Source organism: Paenibacillus psychroresistens, assembly GCF_009728935.1.
GTDB lineage: Bacteria > Bacillota > Bacilli > Paenibacillales > NBRC-103111 > Paenibacillus_AC > Paenibacillus_AC psychroresistens.
Genome location: NZ_CP034235.1, coordinates 4,515,573 through 4,535,962, shown reverse-complemented (window position 1 = coordinate 4,535,962; position 20,390 = coordinate 4,515,573). Strand labels below are relative to the sequence as shown.

Genomic DNA, 20,390 nt, shown 5'->3' with positions numbered 1-20,390 from the left:
ATATGGACATATTCAACATAGTCACAGAAATTACTCGTAATCCGCAGCGCTCGGTTCTCGCTACCACCGTTTCAGTTCAAGGGCATGCTTACCGCAAGGTAGGTGCAACGATGCTCATGCTGGAAGAGGGTCTATCCATTGGCTGTATAAGCCCGGGGTGTTTGGAGCTTGATTTGCAGGAACGGGTTTCTTTAATTCTATTAGCTGATAAACCGCAATTAGTCGAATATGACATGTCGGATAAAGATGATCTTTCGTGGGGAGAGGTTATTGGTTGTGGAGGTAAGCTGCAGGTGTTATTAGAGCCTGTTTCGGGTGTTCTGCTTGAGTTTATGCTGGAGGTAAAACGAAAGCTGGATCAGAATATAGGGGTTCATTTTATTCGCTTAATTGATCCCGATGGAGTTCATGTGAAATATAAGCTGGTGCCATTTGCAGAAAGCTTAGCTGAAACCATAAGTGTGCCTGGGATGGATGGGTCAGCAAAGCTGTTTGCGCAGACTTATACTCCCAAGCCTCGTTTGATCATTTTTGGTGCAGGCCATGATTCTATTCCGATTGCAGAGCTTGGAAGGAGATCTGGCTTTCGAATCGTTATTGCGGATTGGCGGCCGTTGTTGTGTGCAAAGGAACGATATGGCAACGCGGCAGAGTTTGTCATTGGTTTTCCGCAGAAGATATTGCAGCAATTGCGCTTGGATGATAAGGACTATGTAATTGTAATGAGTCACCATTTGCGTTGGGATAGCGAATTTTTGCATGGGGTGGCGCAGTGTGATGTTAAATACGCGGGTATAATGGGATCGCAGACCCGCTGTGAGCTGCTTTTAAAAGGTATTGAAGCACCTGAGCGGTTTCATGCGCCAATTGGGATGAAAATTGGTGCGGATGGTCCGGAGGAAATAGCGATTAGTATTCTGGCTGAATTGATTCGTGTGAGGAGTTTGGGTATGAGAGTGAATGTCTTAGACAAAGGTGATTCCTATGAAGCAAAAGGTGGTTGGAATTTACCTAGCCGCGGGAAAAAGCAGTCGGATGGGGCAGCCCAAATTATCAATCAAGCTCTCGAACGAAGAGAGGCTTGGATCTAAAGCCCTTAAGGCGGCTTTTCTCTCAGAGCTCTATCACATTATTATTGTAGCGCGAGCTTCAGATAACTTGGAGTGGCTTCCCGCTGAATACGAAGAGGAGAGTTTATTGAAAAGATCGCAGGTGCTGATTTGCGAGGAAGCAGATTTTGGGATCTCTTATTCCTTGCGGTTTGGGTTAGGGACGGCGAAATTGCTTAAAGCGGATGCGATTGTTGTCATGCTCGCAGACCAGCCTTTTATCACCTCTGAAATGATTAACAAACTTATTGGTGAATTTTACAAAAATCCAGCTGTTGATTATATTGCGAGTGGAGATGCTGGGCGTAAGAAACCACCTATACTATGGAATCGGAGCTTATTTCCGAGACTTGCAATACTTGGAGGTGATGAAGGGGCGCGCTCGATTCTCTTATCAACTGATTACTATGGAATAGTGGTGGATGAGTCGTTAGGTTATCGTTTTTTGGATGCAGATACTTTAGAGGATCTTGAAAAGATTAAGTCTGTGCAAAAGCAATTGTAATGTCAAAAGGAGTGTAGTTGGATTATCAGCTATACTCCTTTTAATTATGTATATGTTATGTTATATAACATTAAATTAGAGGAATACGTTGTTTTGTGCAAAATTTTCACTGAAATTGGAGAAATAACATATTTATATGTTAAATAAATTGACACAATGCTCACTCTATTTTATAGTTTGGTTAAGTCCAAAGCACTGAGTGCTTTATTACGGTGACGATGGTGCTGTTTCAGAATAGAAAGAGGAGGAGCTGTATGAAACATATGAAGAAAAAAGCGTTGATGGGGATCGTTTTATTGCTGGCCGTATTTGTCGTATTAAGTGGTTGTTCTAAAAAGTCGGATGATGCAACTATGAGCGCTAAGCCAGAAGCTTCAGTAGCTCCTGCAGCAGGAATTAAAGCACCACGCGTGGCATTTGTTTACATTGGGCCTCCAGGAGATGGCGGCTGGACGTTCCAGCATGATGAAGGCCGTAAATTCATGGAAAAAGAAACAGGCATTAAAGCTGATACGGTTGAGAATGTTCCAGAGAGTGCGGATGCAGAACGAATAATTACAGAACTGGCTCAGAATCACGATTTGATTTTTACAACAAGCTTTGGCTATATGGATCCAACATTAAACGTAGCGAAGAATTTCCCGAAAGTAATTTTCATGCATACTGCAGGCTATAAAACAGCTCCTAATATGGGGACCTATTTTGGCAGAAATTATCAAGGCAGTTACTTAGCAGGGATGGTAGCAGGCAAGATGACTAAGAACAATTCGCTAGGTTATGTAGGAGCTTTTCCGATTCCAGAAGTCATTTATAATATAAACGCCTATACGCTTGGAGCACAGAGTGTGAATCCAGCGATTAAAGTAAATGTAGTATGGAGCAACACCTGGTTTGATCCAACTACAGAGAAACAAGCAGCAATCAGTCTTTTGGATAAAGGCGCTGACGTATTAATGGCTTATCAAGATTCGCCGGCAACGCTGCAAGCAGCGGCTGAGCGAAAAGCTTTTGCTGGAGGCAATGATTCGGATATGACGCGGTACGCACCAGATGCTTACTTAACGAATCCGACTTGGAACTGGGGACCTTATTATACGAAGGTTGTCAAAGATTTAATTGCTGGAACATGGACGAACGAGCAGTTTATGGGTGATATGAAGGAAGGTATGGTGGGTATTGCACCACTTGGCAAATCAGTACCTGATGATGTGAAAAAGCTAGTTGAGGATGCACAGGCGAAGATCATCAGTGGGGACCTGAACGTTTTCAAAGGTCCAATCACAGATGCTGCTGGAGCTGTAAAAGTAGCCGATGGCCAAGTATTGAGTGATGCTGATATTCTAAGCACTAATTGGTTCGTCAAAGGTGTAGAAGGCACGATTCCTAAATAAGATGCTTCATTCATAGCCTATAGCCTATAAACCAACAAATCTCTTGTGCTTACAAGAGGTTTGTTGTCTAAAGGGAGTTTATTAACTCTAAGGGGAAATTTATATGAATGAAAATATTGCAGTCGATATGCAGCAGATCGTTAAACGATTTGGCGCTGTTATAGCGAATGACCAAGTAGATTTTAAAGCTCGTGTCGGTGAAATTCATGCGCTGTTGGGTGAAAATGGTGCAGGCAAAAGCACGATGATGAGTATTTTATCTGGAGTATATAAGATGAATAGCGGAGAAATTATTATTCGTGGGAATGCTGTGAAAATCCGCTCGCCTAAGCATGCAATGGAATTAGGGATTGGCATGGTTTTTCAGAATTTTAGATTGGTTCCAACTCTAACGGCTACGGAAAATATTATCCTCGGTGAAAAAAGCAGCATCTGGCGTGGAAAATCGTGGATGAAGCATAAACAGCTGGAAATTGAGTTGCTTTCACAAAGCTTTGGTCTAGCATTTCCAACCGATATCCCAATCTGGCAGCTATCGGTTGGTGAACAGCAGCGCGTCGAAATTATCAAGACCTTATACCGTGGAGCACAAATTATCATTCTCGATGAACCAACCTCGGTGCTTACCCCCGGTGAGGCAGAGCAATTATTCACTACATTAGAGCACATGAAGCAAGCTGGAAAAACGGTGATTATCACAACGCATAAGCTTATGGAAGTAATGATGGTTGCAGATCGGATCTCGGTCATGCGCAAAGGTAAAATGATTCAAACCTTGGACAAAGCAGTTACGAATGAGCGCGAGCTGGCGCGGATCATGATTGGGCATGAGATTAACAATACCAAGCCGATCTTAGAAAATCTTGCTGGTGAACCCTTACTTGTTGTTAAGCATTTGGAAGCTTTGGCTGACCATGGGAGTCAGGTGTTAAATGGCATCCATCTGACGGTGAATCGCGGTGAAATCGTTGGGGTTGCAGGGGTTGCCGGCAACGGCCAGAAGGAATTAGCTGAGGTGCTTACAGGCTTGCGTCCTCGAGGCAGCGGGATTGTAATCTATAATGGCAAGGAAATGAAATCAGCTTCTGTGCGGATGGCAATTGATTTAGGGATTTCGCATATTCCAGAAAATCGTATGAAGAGTGGTTTAGCTGGAAGCTTGGGAGTTGTAGATAACTTATTATTTAAAACCTACCGGACTTCGGAACGTCTATGGCTTGGCTTTTTGCGAAAAGGCAAGAATCGGATATGGTCTCAGATGCTAGTTGATCAGTTTGATGTAAAAACACCAGATTTAGATACGCCTACTCGCCAGCTTTCCGGTGGTAATCAGCAAAAGCTGCTTTTTGCCAGAGAGATCAACCAGAAGCCGCAGCTTATGGTAGCTGTTCATCCAACCCAGGGCTTAGATGTAGGGGCAACGGATGGAGTGCATAAACTACTGTATGATTTACGCAATAAAGGTGGCGCAGTATTGCTAATTTCCGAGGATTTGGATGAGGTTTTACAGCTATCGGATCGTGTATTGGTTATCTACAATGGAAAAATCATCGGTGAAATGAGCCGTGAAGCTGCAAATAAAGAACGGATTGGCATGTGGATGGCAGGAGTCTTGGATGATGGGGGTGCCGCAGTATGAGTGAAGAGTCTGTTACGAATCGCTGGCGGTTTCCCATTCGTTTGGAGCTTGATTCGACTAAAAAAGAAAACGCCTGGTGGGTTCCCTTTCTTTCGATTTTTCTGGCATTGCTCTTTTGTGCCGTGTTTATTGGTTTAAATGGCATGAATCCATTGACGGTTTATCTCAAAATGGTTAAAGGTGCTTTTGGCTCAGGCTATGGGATTAGTGAAACTCTTGTTAAAGCCATTCCTTTGCTGTTATGTGGATTAGGTGTATCGATTGCCTATCGAATTGCGATTTGGAACATTGGTGCAGAAGGACAATTTATTGCCGGGGCTTTAGCAGCAACAGCAGTGACGATTTATTTTCCAGGATTGCCTGGATTTCTAGTTATACCGCTTATGGTTATCTTTGGAATAGTGGGAGGAGCCATTTGGGGTTTACTCACTGCAGTTCCACGAGCCTATTTTCAAGTTAATGAATTGATTACCTCATTGATGTTGAATTATGTAGCTTTGCTTTTGTTAAATTATTTTGTGTTTGGTCCTTGGAAGGATCCGAAGGGATTTAATTTTCCAGGCACACCTGAATTTGAATCTTATGCACAGATGGCAACATTAGGAGGGACTCGTCTCCATCTTGGATTGATCTTTGGATTAGTTGCTGTCGTGCTTTATGCTTTTTTTATTAAATATTCCAAATGGGGCTATGAGCTTCGCTTAATTGGAGCCAACCCAACGGCTGCTAAATATGCAGGTATTCACATTAACAGGCATATACTTATCGTAATGGCGATTAGTGGTGGACTTGCCGGCTTGGCGGGTATGAGTGAAGTCTCAGGTGTGGCGCATAAACTAATGTATGGAATTTCACCAGGATATGGATATACAGCGATTATTGTTGCTTGGTTGGCAAAATTGAACCCGATGGGCTTAATTATTTCATCTGTTTTGTTTGGCGGGTTAATCGTTGGCGGCTTTAGTGTCCAGACGATTGGTTTGCCATCTTCAACCTCTCTTATGCTGCAAGGAGCTATTTTGTTTTTCTTGATTGGCGGGGAAAAAATGAGTCGGCTTCGTTTGAAATATAAAAAAGCATAAGTTTCGGGGAGGAGGATACTAAAATGGATTTCATGACTCAGCTATTGGCTGCTGCAATATCCTCGGGCACACCATTGTTGTTTGCGACTCTAGGTGGAATTATGTGTGAGCGTGCGGGGATTATTAATCTGGGTGCTGAGGGCTTGATGCTCATTGGTGCTGTAGCCACTTGTATCACTTATCTTCATACGGAAAGCGTGCTTTTGTCTATATTGGCTGCCTTTGCTGCCAGCGGTTTATTGGGTCTCATTCATGCTTTTCTTAGTATTACTTTGCGTTCTAACCAAGTTGTCAGCGGTTTAGGGATTACGTTATTCGGGACTGGACTTAGCGCTTATCTGGGCAAATCTGTTTCTGGTACTCCGCTGCCTGTATCTGTACCGAAGCTTAATCTTGCATGGATAGAACCTATTCCTATTATCGGTAAAGTTTTTGCCCATTTGGATTTGCTGACTTGGTTTAGTATTCTTCTCGTTATTCTAATGCATTTATTCATTAATAAAACCTCATGGGGGCTTCACCTGCGAGCTATTGGCGATAGTCCAGGAACTGCGGATGTCATGGGGATTCGAGTATTCTTAAGCCGATATATTTATGTTGTTGTGGGTTCGATGATGATAGGTTTGGCGGGAGCCGATTTAATTCTCGTTTATTCTCCTAGCTGGATCGAGGGTATGACAGCAGGACGAGGCTGGATCGCTGTTGCATTAGTTATTTTTGCCAAATGGAATCCGATTCGAGCTTTAGCTGTGGCTTACTTCTTCGGGGCATTGGATACATTGGGTTTTCGGATCCAGCTCATTGGCAGCCATATTCCGTCCTATTTTTTAAAAATGCTGCCTTATATTCTGACCATCCTTGTCCTTATGTACATGGGCTGGCGTAATCGGAATAAATTAACTGGAAAACCGGAAGCCGTTGGCGAGCCTTACATCAGGGAGCAAAGATTCTAGGAGGCGATCAACATGACAGTCAGTGAAGAATTCGTTGCGAAAGCACCTTCAGTATGGGAGCCGGATTCTGTTGAAGCTGCTTGGCAGTTACTCCAAACATGGGGATCCGCTAGTCAATTAGTTGCAGGAGGCACCTGGCTGCGGACGCAGTGGGAATCAGGTGTTTCCGCAATGCCCCAGCATTTAATTAGCCTAGCTATCATTTCAGAGATGAACCAAATTCAGCAGCAAGAGAATTACTTTGTAATAGGAGCAGGAGTAACTTTATTTAATTGTAAAAAAAATGCGCTGCTACGAGATGAATATCCGCATTTAATTCAAGCTCTTCAGGATATCGCCGCTCCATCCATTCGCAATATGGCTACTTTGGGTGGGAATATTCTTACTGTTGTAGGAGATGCGATTCCTGCCTTATTAGTGATTGGGGCAGAGTTAACTTGGTTTGATGGCAATATCCGCATAACGGAATCACTTACTTCATGGCTGATCGCAAGAACGGAAGAAAGAGTTGAAACAGATAAACGTATTTTAATTTCGATTCGATTGCCGTTAGCAGCCACTAAATTTTATGAAGCTGAAAAACAAATGTCAGGCAAATGCCTAACCTTCTATCATAAAGTTGGACGAAGAGAAGCTTTTACTCCCTCCTTAATAACCGTTGCTTATCAAGGCCGAGTTATGGCGAATCGAGATTTGGTTGGTTTTCGGTTTGCAGTTGGCGGTGGAGCTGCTTCCGCAATGCGATTAACACATGCTGAGAATCTAATGAATGGCAATCGATACTCGACAGCTTTACTACAAAAGCTGCAGCATACTATTCGCGAACAAGTTATAACCTATTCAGATGCTTTTGCTTCTGCACAATATCGCAGAAATACAGCAGCAAATTTGATTAGTGCAGAGCTATGGAAGGTGTTTACCTGTCGGTAACGGGCAACAAATTACGATTCCATTCCGATAAAATGCGGACTAAGGAAAGGGGAGGTTATCATGCAGCTGAACCGCGAAAGTAGCGCGAAACGATGGCATATCCGTCCGGATGGTCCAGATAAAGTCACAGGTAGGCTTAAATATTTAACTGACCTAACCGCTCCGAACATGTTAATTGGCAAGGTGTTGCGAAGTATTCATCCACATGCCCTCATTCTTGATATTCGCACAGAGAAAGCTGCTCAAGTTAAAGGTGTCCACCGTATAATCACTCACCTAGATGTTCCGGGATTGAATCGCTTTGGCATTGTTACTCCTGATCAGCCTGTATTATGCAGTGATAAAGTGCTTTATATGGGGGATGCAATTGCTGCGCTTGCTGCGGATACAGAAGAAATTGCCGAATATGCCCTAACTTTAATAGAAGTGGATTACGAACCACTGACTATCTTAGATACTCCGGAAGCGGCATTAACTAATAAAGAGATCAAGCTGCATCCCTATGGCAATGTCCTGCATCGAACGGATCAGAAGCGGGGTGATGTTGAGAAAGGTTATGCTGATAGTGCTTTTATTGCAGAAGAAACTTATTACACTCCTAGACAAATGCATACTTATATGGAGATGGAAGGCGGTTTGTTCATTCCTGAGTCCAACGGAAATCTAACCGTTTATTCGGCAACTCAGCATGGATATATGGACCAATATCAGCTGTCGCGTATTCTGGCAATGCCTGTTTCTGCAATCCGTATTATATCCAGTCCGATTGGAGGCTCTTTTGGTGGCAAGGATGAATTAAATGTCCAGCCATATGGAGCGATACTTGCTTTGTTGCTAGATAGACCTGTGAAAATGCACAATTCTCGTTGGGAATCGGTACGTGCTGGCTTAAAAAGACATCCGATGAAAATTACAATGAAAACAGGCGTAGATGCCGAGGGGCGAATTATGGCTCATGAGGTAAGGATTATGGCGGATACAGGAGCCTATTCTACGCTAGGTGAACCTGTATTGAATTTTGCCACTGAGCATGTGACGGGTTTATATATTATGCCCAATGTAGATATAGAAGGCGTTTCGGTTTTTACTAATAACGGGGTTTCCGGTGAATTTCGTGGTTTCGGCGGCAATCAGGCTATATTCGCCTTGGAAGGGCAGATGGATCGTTTAGCAGAGCTAGCTGGATTAGACCCTTGGACTCTTAGGCGCATTAATCTACGTGAAAGTGATGATTTAGGTCCGCTGGGCCAACGGATTGTGCCGACTCAAGGTGCCTATCAGGTCTGGGACTCGATTCATCGTTCTTCGCTTTGGACTAAGCGGCTGGGAATAATGGTGAATGGCAATGGAAGCTCAGCCGCTCCTTGGTTACGCCGCGGAATAGGCGCAGCAATTACGATGCATGGAGCAGGACTTGGCTATGGCATCCCGGATCCTTCCGGTGGACGAATTTCTTTAACTAACTCTGGAAAAATCGAAGTCGCCTTTGGATTCGAAGAGTTTGGCCAAGGGTTATTAGCTACACTTGAACTACTGTTAATGGAGCAATTCGAATGTGCAGCAACAGATATTCAGATGATTATTGGAGATACGGATCATGTTCCCCAAAGCGGTTCAAGTACGGCATCTCGCTCTACAAGTATGATGTGGATGGCTATCCAAAAACTAAAGCCGCCTTTTCTGATTAAGCTGCTTGGCGCTGTTTCTAAATTTACTAATATACCTGTCGAGCAATTAACGACTGGACCTCGCGGAGTATGGTTAAAAGATCAGCTTTTGAAAGATACGGGTCAGCCCTTATTAACCTATAGCCAAATTGCAGCCATACTAATTGAACCTATTCGTTTGGAAACAGAATTTCATTATCCAACAACGCCGGATGAGATTGTAGGAGGCCATTTTTTATATACGTTTGCTGGAGTTGCTGTTGAAGTTGAAGTGAATCTGCTGACTGGCAGAGTTAAGGTAATCGATCAATTTCACACCATAGCCGCTGGTCCTGTGATGAATCCGCAAGGCTATATCGGTCAAATTGAAGGTGGAAGCAGCATGGCTTTGGGGTTTACCTTATCAGAGGATGCCTTAATGGAGAAAGGGCAGTATCTAACTAAGAATTTAGACACTTATCTAATTCCGACTATCTGCGATATTTCTAGAAACTTTACGATCGAGGCAATTGAAGAGCTGCCTAAGGATGATAAGTATGGCCCGCGTGGCGTTGGTGAAATCGGTACGGTTATCCTTGCACCTGCAATAGCATCTGCCGTTTTTAATGCGGTAGGTAAACGAATTACTAAGCTGCCCATCGAGCCCGAGTTTCTTCAAGAGGACTTTCATATACCGGAAGGAGTGATTTAGTCATGGCTGCTGCTAAGTTTCAAGTATCTTCACATTGGGAAGGTAAGGTGAACGGAACTAACGTTGCGATTAATATGGCTCCAACTAAACGGTTGTTGGATATATTGCGAGAGGATCTGGGGCTGACAGGCACCAAGGTTGCGTGTGAAATGGGGCGTTGTGGTGCTTGTATGGTTTTAGTGGATGGTCAAGCAGTTAATGCATGCTTAACCATGGCTTACCAATGCTCAGGCAAAGAAATTACAACAATCGAGGGACTGGCAGACGAAGAATTACATCCGATTCAACAAGCTTTTCTAGATGAAGGTGGATTCCAATGCGGCTATTGTACACCTGGAATGATCATTTCGATCGAAGCTTTGCTGTCAGATAACCCCCAACCGAATCGGCAAGCAGTTGAAGAAGGCTTATGTGGGAATCTATGCCGCTGTACAGGTTATGGCGGAATTGTACGTGCAGTAGAAAAACTAATTAGGAATGGGGTGGTATCACAATGATTACTAACGATCACACCTACTATTTAAGAAAAGCAATTGAGGTATCTGAGCAAGCGAGATCAGCAGGCAACACGCCTTTTGGCGCTGTTTTGGTAGATGCTGTAGGGAATATCGTTTTGGAGCAAGGCAATATTGAAATTACAACCGCTAACTGCACAGGACATGCAGAAACCTCGTTAATGGAGGCCGCATCCAATATGTTTAGCAAAAGCTTCTTGTGGGAGTGTACGTTGTATACCTCAGTTGAGCCTTGTGCGATGTGCGCAGGTGCGATTTATTGGGGGAATGTAGGGCGAGTCGTTTATGGAATTTCCGAAAAGAAATTAGCAGAATTAACTGGCGACAGCGATGTTAACCCAACACTTGATTTACCTTGTACGGATGTATTTGCCCGCGGTAATAAAGCGATTAAAGTGATCGGTCCCTTCCCGGAAGTGGAAGCCGAGGTTGTAGCTGTTCATTTGGGATATTGGTAGGAGGATTAAGATGGCAACTATTCAATTAGAAGTCTTAAATGAATCCGATTTTAATGAGTGGCAGGTTGCATTAGGCTGGGTATTCGAACATTCACCTTGGGTTGCCGAGAAAGCATGGATATTCCGTCCATTTTCTTCGATAGATCAGCTTCATCAGATTATGCTGCAAAATGTGCTGGAAGCTTCGTATGATCAGCAAATTCAGCTAATACGAGCTCATCCTAACTTAGCTACTAAGCTGCAAATTAGTGAGATTTCGCAGAAAGAGCAGCAGGGTGTGGGGTTGGATCGTCTTACTTCGGAGGAGTTTGCAGAATTTACTGAAAGTAATGATGCGTATATGCAGCGATTTGAGTTTCCTTTTATCCTGGCGGTTCGTGGTCAGACGAAGGAGTCGATTTTAGCTTCGATGCGTGAACGTATCCATCATACTGCCGAAGTGGAGCTAGCTAAGGCATTAAATGAAATTCGTAAAATCACGTTATTTCGCTTAAAGGACTTAATCATCGAATAAATCCGGCGGAGGTTGATCGAAAGATGCCTAAGAAAACTACTGAACGAACACTCTTTTATGGCAAAGATGATGTGCTGGTTTATCGGACGTATGCAAAGCGTTTAGCTGGTATTAAGCCGATTCCCGAATCGAATTTTATCGGGCATGATAATGTTATTTTTGCCTTGAAAGTGAAATTTGCTGTCTATGGCAAGCAGCTATTAAGCTCTTTTACGGAAGGGGATAATACGCTTGTTGTAGCTACAGATTCGATGAAAAATTTTATTCTGCTCCATGCGGCTTTGTATAAGGGGGAGACTATAGAAGGTTTTCTAGCCTTTGTCAGCCAAAGGTTTATGGCTAAATATTCGCATATTGAATCGATTTCAATTACGGGTGACCGTTTGCCCTTTGATCCTGTTTATGTTCCTGGCAAAGATGAATGGACGGATAGTGGCTTGGTTTTTCGCCGCTCTCATAATGATCACACCTCAGCCAGCATGGAGATTACACGTACTGAAGATGGGACTGAACCTACAGTTAGCACTCATTTGTGTGGACTTGCCGATTTGCAGCTGATTAAAGTAAGCGGCAGCTCTTTTTATGGCTTTATTCGTGATGAATATACGACCTTGCCAGAATCCTATAATCGTCCACTTTATATCTATCTGAATATTTATTGGATTTACAACGATATTACGAATGCTATATCCGATACGATTACGGACTATGTACCTGCAGAGCAGATCCGAGATATTGCCCAAACGGTATTCCATGAATATAAAACACCTTCAATTCAATTCTTAATCTATCAAATCGGTTTGCGAATTCTAAGTCGCTTTCCACAGCTGCTAGAGGTTAAATTCGAATCGAATAATCGAACCTGGGAAACAGTCGTTGAAACAATTGAAGACTCAGAAGGCAAGGTTTTCACGGAAGCCCGACCGCCATTTGGGTTTCAGGGATTTTCAATGACACGTGATGATTTGAAAGAGTAGGTGATGGTTATGGGCGGAAGATTAACGACTCATGTGCTAGATTTATCACGCGGAATACCTGCAGCAGGTATGTTAATTGAATTAAGGCGCTTTTCAGAATTAGGTGAAGCTGCATTAATCGTGAGTGTTGTAACTAATTCAGATGGACGTACGGAGTCGCCCTTATTGGCAGGTGATCTGTTGTTAGAAGGTGAATATGAGCTTTTATTTGCTGTAGGTGCCTATTATCGTAGTGATCCTATCATTCAACTAGAATCACTGTTTCTCGATCGGGTACCGGTTCGTTTTCATATTGAGAATTCGCAGATGGCTTATCATGTTCCTTTACTTGTTGCACCTGGCGGCTATAGTACTTACAGAGGGAGTTAGAGGTGAGCTATTCATGACAAAGAAGCTGGATTTAGTAATCAGGCAAGGTTTTGTTGTGCTTAAGGATGAGGTTCGTTTATTAGATATAGGTGTTAGCGAGGGCAAAATTGTAAGTTTAGCGGAATCCATAGAGTGCGAAGATTGCAGAGAAATCGATGCTGCTGGTTTATATGTGCTCCCAGGTATGGTTGATGTGCACGTTCATTTCAACGAACCTGGATTAGGGAGCTGGGAAGGGTTTGCAAGTGGATCAGCATCCTTAGCGGCAGGAGGCTGTACAACCTATGTGGATATGCCTTTGAATGGAGTTCCACCTACGGTTAATGCGGCTGCTTTCAAGCAAAAGCTTGCTGCAGCTGAATCCAATTCTTATGTGGATTATGCTTTCTGGGGTGGCTTACAGATCGGTAATTTGGATGAGCTGGAGACTTTAGCTGAATGTGGAATTGTTGGCTTTAAAGCCTTCATGTCTTCACCAGGTGGAGATGGCGAGGATATTTTTCGTGAGGTGGATGATTTAACGCTTTATGAAGGGATGCGGAAAATCGCAGCAATAGGTGGAATCTTGGCTTTGCATGCTGAAAGTGAACCGATTGTTTCTCAATTGGCGCTCAAAAGTATCACAGAGGGACGACTTACTGCTAAGGATTTTATTGAATCTCGGCCAATTCTGGCAGAATTGGAAGCTGTTAATCGTGCTTTATTTTATGCGGAGGAGACGGGCTGTAAGCTGCATTTTGTTCATATTAGCAGTCCGCAGGCTGTGGCCTTGATTCAACAAGCGAAGTTAATTGGTTTGGATGTAACTTTAGAGACCTGTCCTCACTATTTAACTTTATTAGCAGAAGACATGGAAAGCTTGGGAGCGATTGCCAAATGCGCACCGCCTTTGCGCGGACAAGCGGAGCAGGATGCACTATGGATGCTTGTTCGCAATGGACATATCGACATGATTTCATCGGACCATTCACCCTGTCCCACCAGCATGAAATCCGTGGATAATGCAAACTTCTTCGAAGCATGGGGCGGGATATCTGGCGCACAAAGCAGTATGGAATTAATGCTGCATGAAGGCTATCATCGCCGGGCTATTCCATTGCCTTTAATCTCGAGAATGCTTTCGCTTGAGCCTGCCAAACGATTTGGGCTTCATCCTCGTAAGGGAGAAATTGCTTTAATGGCGGATGCAGATTTGGTTATGGTGGATTTGAACGCGAGTTATATTTTGCAGAAAACAGATTTGTTATATAAGCACAAACACAGTCCTTATCTCGGTAAAACATTGGATTGTCGTGTGGTTCAAACCTGGAATAGAGGTAAATTAGTTTATCAGCTAGGTCAAGGTCATGGTATTCAGGAGCCAGCAGCTGGTGCTTGGTTAGGAAAGAATTGAAGAATAAAACGATTTAATTTTTATGAAGGTGGTGGGCATCTAGTGTTTACAGAAGCGCGAAAAACAGAAATCAATAATCAGCTCATACTTGAAGCTGAGACTTATATTAATTGGTTAGGCAAATTTGGTGGACAGCCAAATGGCGGTGTCACTCGATTGCTTTATACAACAGAATGGAGGCAAGCACAGCAAGCATTAGCTGAGAAAATGTCGGAGTGCGGTTTGCAGGTTTACGATGATCGGGTAGGCAATTTATTCGGCCGTTTGGAAGGAACCATTCCTCATGCGCGAACTATACTGACAGGTTCACATATCGACACGGTGAAAAATGGGGGCAAATATGACGGCGCTTATGGAATTATAGCGGGTATTATTGCTTTGGATTTCTTGAATAAAACCTATGGGAGTCCAAAAAGACCACTTGAGGTAGTTGCATTATGCGAGGAAGAAGGCAGTCGATTTCCATTGACCTTTTGGGGATCTGGTAATATTACCGGACATCATCATATCCGTAAAGTGGATGGAATTAAGGATGCAAACGACATTCGCTTCGAAGATGCGATGCTTCAAGCTGGATTTGGGCAAGTAGCTCAAAAAGATTGCATCCGCTTAGATCTTGCTGCTTTCATTGAGCTTCATATCGAGCAAGGGGTTGTACTGGAGAGACAGGGTGTTAAATTAGGTGTGGTGGAATCGATTGTTGGTCAAAAACGCTACACTTTTATCGTAGATGGGGAAGCGGGTCATGCAGGAACTACTCCGATGCACATGCGCAGAGATGCTTTGACGGGTGTAGCGGAAATGATTAAACAGCTTGAGAAATCAGCGCTGAGGTATCATGATCAGCTCGTAGCAACTGTGGGCTTTATTGAAGCTATTCCCAATGCTAGCAATGTCATTCCAGGTCGAGTTATTTTTACGGTCGATACTAGACATACCAATGAAAAGCTGTTAAATCAGTTTGCGATTGGAATGATTAGTCGTTTTCATGAAATTGCGGCTGCCCGTCAGCTTAACCTATCGGTGCAGATGTGGATGGATGAAACGCCGACCCAGTTAGATGTCAGTTTGACAGCTCGTCTTGAAAACATCTGCCAATCCCAAGGTGTTTCTTATCAGAGAATGATTAGCGGAGCTGGACATGATTCACAGATTTTTCAGGCTTTATGTCCGACAGTGATGCTATTCGTACCTAGTCGCGATGGAATTAGCCATTCGCCCTTGGAGTACACATCCCCTGAGGATTTAGCTGTTGGAATATTGGTTTTAATAGAACTGTTATATCAACTTGGTTATGAGGAGAATACAGATGAAAATCTATAAAGATTTATCCCCTTCACCCAGAATAATTATGACTCCAGGTCCAGTTGAAGTAGATCCTCGTGTGCTTCGTGCCATGTCATATCCGATTCTCGGTCAATTTGATCCCGAATTTACTGGGCTGATGAACGAATCAATGGAGATGCTGCGAGATATTTTTGAAACTAATAATCAATGGACTTATCCTGTAGATGGCACCTCGCGATCTGGAATTGAAGCGGTCTTGACGAGTTTAATCGAGCATGGGGATAAGGTGCTAATCCCTATATTTGGCCGTTTCGGATATTTGCTGCAGGAAATTGCTGAGCGCTGTTTGGCTGAAGTTGTTACACTGGAAAAAGAATGGGGCAGCGTCTTCGATCCAGAAGAAATCATCCGTGCGATTCACCGCGAGAAGCCGGCTATTGTAGCTATAGTCCATGGCGAAACATCGACAGGACGCTTGCAGCCTTTACGTGAAATAGGCAATGCCTGTCGCGAGTTGGACATCTTATTGGTCGTGGATGCTGTTGCCACATTATCTGGAATTCCGCTCAAAGTGGATAGCTGGATGCTCGATGCTGTAATTGGCGGAACCCAAAAATGCTTATCCATCCCACCAGGGATGGCACCAATTACCTACAATGAACGCGCAGAGCGCAAGATCCAACAACGCAAAAAGGTCGAGCGAGGCTTGCTAGTTAGCGGTAGTCCAGTTTCTATAGGGGGGCATAAAAGCATCCAGAGTAACTACTTGGATTTAAGCCAGCTGCAGGATTATTGGAGTCCAGCTCGCTTGAATCATCATACGGAAATGACATCTATGCTATATGCTTTGCGCGAAGGTATGCGAATTGTATTGGAGGAAGGGCTTCCAGCCAGATTTGATCGACATTTGGAACATGAGCGTGCTTTAGTGGCAGGACTGGAAGCAATGGGATTAACGTTATTCGGAGATTCAAGCTGCAAGCTTCCCGTAGTGACATGCATTAATATTCCCGACGGGATAGATGGCGAATCTGTCCGCTCCATGTTATTACAGCAATTCGGGATTGAAATTGCCAGCTCATTTGGTCCGCTTAAAGGGAAGATATGGAGAATTGGCACAATGGGTTACAGCTGCAGTAAACGAAATGTGCTGTTAACATTGGGCGCTCTCGAAGCGGTGCTTAAGCGTCATGGCTTATCTGATCTTGGCGGAGATGGTGTTCAAGCGGCTATGGACCAATATGCGATTGTGAATTAGATTTGGCTTGAATGAAAAAGCATCAAAAAAGCATGGACCTTGCGGTCTATGCTTTTTTAAGTGCGGCGGCGCGGCTGGATTTAAAGCGCGGGCGGCGCTTTAAATCCAGCCGCGCCGCCGCGAAAGAGAATGTAAAGCGTCCACGCCGCTTTAAATCCAGCCGCGCCGCCGCGAAAGAGAATGTAAAGCGTCCACGCCGCTTTAAATCCAGCCGCGCCGCCGCGAAAGAGAATGTAAAGCGTCCACGCCGCTTTAAATCCAGCCGCGGCCCCGCGAAAGCGAATGTAAAGCGTCTGCGCCGCTTTAAATCCAGCCGCGCCGCCGCGAAAGAGAATGTAAAGCGTCCACGCCGCTTTAAATCCAGCCGCGCCGCCGCGAAAGAGAATGTAAACCCGCGAAAGCGAATGTAAAGCGTCCGCGCCGCTTTAAATCCAGTCGCGGCCCCGCGAAAGCGAATGTAAAGCGTCCACGCCGCTTTAAATCCAGTCGCGGCCCCGCGAAAGCGAATGTAAAGCGTCCACGCCGCTTTAAATCCAGTCGCGGCCCCGCGAAAGCGAATGTAAAGCGTCTGCGCCGCTTTAAATCCAGTCGCGGCCCCGCGAAAGCGAATGTAAAGCGTCTGCGCCGCTTTAAATCCAGTCGCGGCCCCGCGAAAGCGAATGTAAAGCGTCTGCGCCGCTTTAAATCCAGTCGCGGCCCCGCGAAAGCGAATGTAAAGCGTCTGCGCCGCTTTAAATCCAGTCGCGGCCCCGCGAAAGCGAATGTAAAGCGTCTGCGCCGCTTTAAATCCAGTCGCGGCCCCGCGAAAGCGAATGTAAAGCGTCTGCGCCGCTTTAAATCCAGTCGCGGCCCCGCGAAAGCGAATCTAAAGTGCTAGCGGCTCTTTAAATCCAGCAATCTGAGCACAAGAGTCAAATAATGATTGAAAAAATCATTTTAATGATTTATAATTTCATTATAAGCAATTAATAAGGAGCAACAAGGATGAAAAATGTAGAGCTATCCAAAGGCGAGAAACGTCGGAACGCGATAATGAACGTTCTCAAGCGCCAAGGTAAAATTACAATTCAAGAAATGATTGAAAAGTTTGCAGTTTCCGAAGCAACGGCTCGCCGAGATCTAGATGAACTCAAGGAAGCGGGGATCATTCGCAGCTTAGGAGGTGCTCAGCTAGAAGGGTTTTTGGATAGCCGAGAGGTGCCATTTCAAGAAAAGAAGGATGTTCTGTGGCTAGAAAAGGAAGCGATAGCTGCAAAAGCTGCTTCCCTTGTTGAGGAAGGTGACATTATTGGCCTCAGCGGAGGGACAACGACCTTTCTAATTGCTAGAGCACTTAAACAGCATAAACGAATAACCGTTGTGACTAATGCTGTCAACATTGCCATGGAATTATCGGAAGGAACGGATGTTCAAGTTGTGCTTACGGGTGGTGTGATGCGTCGAAACAGCTATGAGCTCTGTGGTCCGTTAGCTGAGAAATCTGTAGAAGGCTTGAATATTGGCAAAATGTTTCTGGGTGTGGATGGTTTTACCTTACAGCATGGAATTACTACATTTTCCGAGCTAGAGGCAGATATTGCTAAGATGTTAATCCAACGTTCTTTACAAACCTATGCTGTATTTGATCATACTAAAGCAGGCAAGGCTTCGCTTTTTGGGATAGCGCCTTTAGATTGTCTACACGCCTGTATTACCAATCAGAAATTGGATGATGAGTTTGTTGCTCATTTAAAGCAGCGGCAAATTGAACTGTATATCGCGGATTCAAATGTTATGGATTAGTTGTCTGAATGATATAGGAGTTGAGTTATGGCTCGGTACATTGGAGTAGATATTGGAGGTACTAATATTGTTTTTGGCGTAGTAGATGAAGCGAGCAACTGTCTGTTATTCAAAAAAGTAGCGACAGAAGCGGACAAAGGTTCAACTCATGTTATTCAAACCATTGCTGCTCATATTCTTGATCTAGCTGAACAAACGGATGAGCCTATACTAGCAGTTGGAGTGGGTGTCCCAGGTTTCGTAGATCATGCGAATGGGATTGCCGTAAGCGCTGTGAATTTGGGCTGGGAGAATTATCCGGTTGTTGCAGAGCTAGAGAAGCTGATAACAATCCCAATTTACATTAATAATGATGTAAGGCTTTATGTATATGGTGAAGCATTAGCAGGGGCGGGGAGAAATTATAAGCACGTTCTTGGTGTGACATTGGGTACTGGAATTGCATCAGCAATGGTTAACGAAGGCCAGCTTTATTATGGAAGCGGCAATCGTGCCGGGGAATTAGGCCATATCACTATGCCAGGTAATACTTATGCCTGTAAATGTGGATTGGTTGGTTGTTTGGAAACAATTGCTTCAGCGAATGGGATTGTCCGCCAAGCCAAAGACGCTATTATCCAAGGGGGCAATAGTCTATTAAAGCTCTGGTATCCTGGAGATCAGATCGACAAGGTTACGGCATTAGATGTTTCCAATGCTTACGATCAAGGTGATATTCTGGCCATTAAGGTTATGGAGGATACAGGAGTTTATCTTGCAAAAGGTTTAGCATATGCAATTAATTTCTATAGTCCAGATCTAATTGTAATCGGAGGCGGGGCTGCTATGGCGGGTGAACGCTTGCTAGGTCCGATGAAACGACAATTACAAGCATCGATACTTCCGCTTTATTGGGAAGGGCTTTCCATTACAATAGCACAAAGAGTAGAAGACGCCGGAATCATTGGCGGCGCACTCTACGCCAAAAATCAATTATCATAAAGGGGACTTTATTATGCCATTAGTATCATCTACTCATTTATTACAAGCGGCTAGAGCAAATGGATATGGAATCGGAGCATTCAATGTACATACACTTGAAATGCTGCAGGCTGTAATTGATGCAGCAGAAGAAACGAATTCACCGGTTATCCTGCAGTCAACCGTAGGAACGGTTAAGCATTTGGGCGCTGACTATATTGCAGCCATGGCAACAACCGCTGCTAATCGTTCGCGTGTTCCTGTCGCACTGCATCTGGATCACTGCACGGATTTTGACATTATCGTACAATGCATACGTGCAGGCTATTCCTCGGTTATGATTGATGCTTCTCATGAAACCTTTGAGGAGAATGTTCGTCAGACGCTTAAAGTTACAGAAATTGCCCTTGCTGCTGGAGTGAATGTAGAAGCTGAGCTTGGGAAAGTAGGCGGAGTAGAGGATGAAATCGTTGTAGCGGAGAATGAAGCGCTAATGGCTGATCCAGATGATTGTGCTAAATTTATTGAGCTAACACGTGTGCCAACATTGGCACCGGCTATTGGGACTGCCCATGGTATCTATAAAGGTGAACCGCAAATTGATTTTGATCGTATCCAGAGAATTGCTGCATTAGTGAGTGTACCCTTAGTGCTTCATGGAGGTTCAGGAATTCCGGAAGATAAGGTTAAGCGTGCGATTTCATTGGGTATGGCCAAAATGAATATTGCCACAGAAATCCGAATTGTCTTCTCGGATGCGATTAAAGCTGTATTTGCTCAAAACCCAGATGAAAATGATCCGCGAAAATATATGATTCCTGCTAAAAAAGCAGTTAAGGAAGCAGCTATTATCAAAATGATTATGTTAGGCTCCGTTGGTAAAGCCAATGATGCCAGGTAATCCTATTAA

At 44.1% G+C, this 20,390-nt stretch carries 20 protein-coding genes; all 20 read left to right on the top strand.

What is annotated here, in order from left to right:
- Window positions 1–2 precede the first annotated feature (2 nt).
- The 20 genes from EHS13_RS20900 (at window position 3) to fba (ending at window position 20,381) form a co-directional block, all read left to right on the top strand.
- A complete protein-coding gene (locus EHS13_RS20900; RefSeq protein WP_162463181.1) occupies window positions 3–1,091 on the top strand; it encodes an XdhC family protein in 1,089 nt (362 codons plus the stop codon).
- On the top strand, window positions 1,036–1,614 hold the full coding sequence (locus EHS13_RS20895) for a nucleotidyltransferase family protein (protein WP_162463180.1): 579 nt from the start codon (window positions 1,036–1,038) through the stop codon (window positions 1,612–1,614). The genes EHS13_RS20900 and EHS13_RS20895 overlap by 56 nt, the downstream gene beginning before the upstream one ends.
- Window positions 1,615–1,877: 263 nt before the next feature.
- On the top strand, window positions 1,878–3,005 hold the full coding sequence (locus EHS13_RS20890) for a BMP family ABC transporter substrate-binding protein (protein ID WP_193571544.1): 1,128 nt from the start codon (window positions 1,878–1,880) through the stop codon (window positions 3,003–3,005).
- Between the two features lie 103 nt (window positions 3,006–3,108).
- Window positions 3,109–4,644, top strand: a complete 1,536-nt coding sequence (locus EHS13_RS20885) for an ABC transporter ATP-binding protein (protein WP_155702251.1) — start codon at window positions 3,109–3,111, stop codon at window positions 4,642–4,644.
- Window positions 4,641–5,726 (top strand): ABC transporter permease, encoded by a 1,086-nt coding sequence (locus tag EHS13_RS20880; protein WP_155702250.1) that lies wholly within the window; start codon window positions 4,641–4,643, stop codon window positions 5,724–5,726. Before EHS13_RS20885 ends, EHS13_RS20880 begins: the two co-directional genes overlap by 4 nt.
- Window positions 5,727–5,749: 23 nt before the next feature.
- Entirely contained in the window at window positions 5,750–6,679 is a 930-nt protein-coding gene (locus EHS13_RS20875) for an ABC transporter permease (RefSeq protein WP_155702249.1), read from the top strand.
- Window positions 6,680–6,691: 12 nt separating this feature from the next.
- Complete coding sequence (locus EHS13_RS20870) at window positions 6,692–7,609, top strand: FAD binding domain-containing protein (protein WP_155702248.1); 918 nt, start codon at window positions 6,692–6,694, stop codon at window positions 7,607–7,609.
- A gap of 60 nt (window positions 7,610–7,669) precedes the next feature.
- Window positions 7,670–9,967 carry a xanthine dehydrogenase subunit D gene (gene pucD, locus EHS13_RS20865; RefSeq protein ID WP_155702247.1) on the top strand — a complete coding sequence of 766 codons (2,298 nt, stop codon included), beginning with the start codon at window positions 7,670–7,672 and terminating at the stop codon, window positions 9,965–9,967.
- Between the two features lie 2 nt (window positions 9,968–9,969).
- Entirely contained in the window at window positions 9,970–10,464 is a 495-nt protein-coding gene (locus tag EHS13_RS20860) for a (2Fe-2S)-binding protein (protein WP_155702246.1), read from the top strand.
- Complete coding sequence (locus tag EHS13_RS20855; RefSeq protein WP_155702245.1) at window positions 10,461–10,940, top strand: nucleoside deaminase; 480 nt, start codon at window positions 10,461–10,463, stop codon at window positions 10,938–10,940. Before EHS13_RS20860 ends, EHS13_RS20855 begins: the two co-directional genes overlap by 4 nt.
- Before the next feature lie 10 nt (window positions 10,941–10,950).
- Complete coding sequence (gene uraD / locus EHS13_RS20850) at window positions 10,951–11,454, top strand: 2-oxo-4-hydroxy-4-carboxy-5-ureidoimidazoline decarboxylase (protein WP_155702244.1); 504 nt, start codon at window positions 10,951–10,953, stop codon at window positions 11,452–11,454.
- Window positions 11,455–11,477: 23 nt separating this feature from the next.
- The gene (gene pucL, locus EHS13_RS20845; RefSeq protein ID WP_155702243.1) at window positions 11,478–12,431 is read left to right on the top strand and encodes a factor-independent urate hydroxylase; all 954 of its coding nucleotides are present in this window, start codon (window positions 11,478–11,480) and stop codon (window positions 12,429–12,431) included.
- A gap of 9 nt (window positions 12,432–12,440) precedes the next feature.
- Complete coding sequence (gene uraH / locus EHS13_RS20840; RefSeq protein ID WP_155702242.1) at window positions 12,441–12,800, top strand: hydroxyisourate hydrolase; 360 nt, start codon at window positions 12,441–12,443, stop codon at window positions 12,798–12,800.
- 13 nt (window positions 12,801–12,813) lie between these two features.
- On the top strand, window positions 12,814–14,193 hold the full coding sequence (locus EHS13_RS20835) for an allantoinase (RefSeq protein ID WP_155702241.1): 1,380 nt from the start codon (window positions 12,814–12,816) through the stop codon (window positions 14,191–14,193).
- A 42-nt stretch (window positions 14,194–14,235) separates the two neighbouring features.
- Entirely contained in the window at window positions 14,236–15,516 is a 1,281-nt protein-coding gene (gene allC / locus EHS13_RS20830) for an allantoate deiminase (protein WP_227013455.1), read from the top strand.
- Window positions 15,503–16,738: a pyridoxal-phosphate-dependent aminotransferase family protein gene (locus tag EHS13_RS20825; protein ID WP_155702240.1), complete on the top strand. Its 1,236-nt coding sequence runs from the start codon at window positions 15,503–15,505 to the stop codon at window positions 16,736–16,738. Before allC ends, EHS13_RS20825 begins: the two co-directional genes overlap by 14 nt.
- Before the next feature lie 11 nt (window positions 16,739–16,749).
- Window positions 16,750–17,148 (top strand): hypothetical protein, encoded by a 399-nt coding sequence (locus tag EHS13_RS20820; RefSeq protein ID WP_155702239.1) that lies wholly within the window; start codon window positions 16,750–16,752, stop codon window positions 17,146–17,148.
- Between the two features lie 574 nt (window positions 17,149–17,722).
- Window positions 17,723–18,520, top strand: coding sequence for a DeoR/GlpR family DNA-binding transcription regulator (locus EHS13_RS20815; protein ID WP_155702238.1), 798 nt, complete (start codon window positions 17,723–17,725; stop codon window positions 18,518–18,520).
- Between the two features lie 27 nt (window positions 18,521–18,547).
- On the top strand, window positions 18,548–19,501 hold the full coding sequence (locus tag EHS13_RS20810) for an ROK family protein (protein ID WP_155702237.1): 954 nt from the start codon (window positions 18,548–18,550) through the stop codon (window positions 19,499–19,501).
- A gap of 13 nt (window positions 19,502–19,514) precedes the next feature.
- The gene (gene fba / locus EHS13_RS20805) at window positions 19,515–20,381 is read left to right on the top strand and encodes a class II fructose-1,6-bisphosphate aldolase (protein ID WP_193571435.1); all 867 of its coding nucleotides are present in this window, start codon (window positions 19,515–19,517) and stop codon (window positions 20,379–20,381) included.
- Window positions 20,382–20,390 lie beyond the last annotated feature (9 nt).